Origin of the sequence: Falsiroseomonas oryzae, from assembly GCF_027856955.1 — a bacterium.
Taxonomy (GTDB): Bacteria; Pseudomonadota; Alphaproteobacteria; order Acetobacterales; family Acetobacteraceae; genus Falsiroseomonas; species Falsiroseomonas oryzae.
This window is the reverse complement of the sequence record NZ_JAPSMD010000895.1, coordinates 1-911: the sequence shown is the minus strand read 5'-3', so window position 1 is coordinate 911 and position 911 is coordinate 1. Positions and strand designations below refer to the sequence as shown.

1 protein-coding gene is annotated in these 911 nt (G+C 77.6%); it reads left to right on the top strand.

Going from position 1 to position 911, the window contains the following annotated elements:
* The coding region (locus OZN99_RS32520) for a 4-alpha-glucanotransferase (RefSeq protein WP_270939312.1) at positions 1-911 on the top strand (911 nt) is incomplete at both ends.

Below are 911 nucleotides of genomic sequence, written 5' to 3'. Positions count from 1 at the left end.
CAGCGCCCCGGCGCGCGGCGATCCCGCGCTGCTGGCGCGGCTGGCTGAGGCGGCGGGCATCGCGCCGCATTGGCACGCGATCTCCGGCGAGCGCCATGCGGTGCCGGAGGACACGCTGCGCGCGCTGCTCGGCGCGCTGCTTCTGCCGGCGGGGAACGACGCGGAGGCGCGGGAGTCGCTCGCCGTGCTCTCGCGACCGCGCGCGTTGCCGCAGGCCCTGACGGCGCAGCGTGGGAATGCGGCGGTGTCGCTGCCGCTCTCCGACCGGCGCCTTCGGCTGCGCATCCGGCTGGAGGCAGGCGGCGAGACCGCGCTGGACGTCGCACCGGAGGACGGCGCGACGCGCCGCATCCTGCTGCCGGACGGACGCGGCGCGGCGCGGCGACTGGTGCCGCTACCCGCGGTGCCGGAGGGCCGGCACCTGCTGTTCGACGAGGCCGCGCCGGAGGCGCCCTGCCACCTGGCGATCGTGCCGCGCCAGGCGTTCCTGCCGACGCCGCTGGATGCGGGCGGGCGTCGCTTCGGCATCGCGGCGCAGATCTATGCGCTGCGCCGCGCCGGAGACCAGGGCATCGGCGACTTCACCGCGGTGGCGGAGATCGCGCGGCTGGCACAGGCGCAAGGCGCGGGCTTCCTCGGCCTCAGCCCGCCGCACGCGCTGTTCCCGACCGACCGCGCGCGGGCCAGCCCCTACCACCCGGCCGACCGCCGCTTCCTCGATCCGATCTTCCTGGACGTGACAGCGCTGCCGCTGCTTGGCGACCTGCCGGCGCTGCGCGCTGCGCTGGATGCGCAGGCGCCGGCCTTCAGCGCGCTCGCCGCGCGCGATGCGGTGGACCATGCCGGCGTCTGGGATGCCAAGCGCGCCGTGCTGCACGCGGCCTGGCGCGCGCTGCCGGCGGCGCACCCGG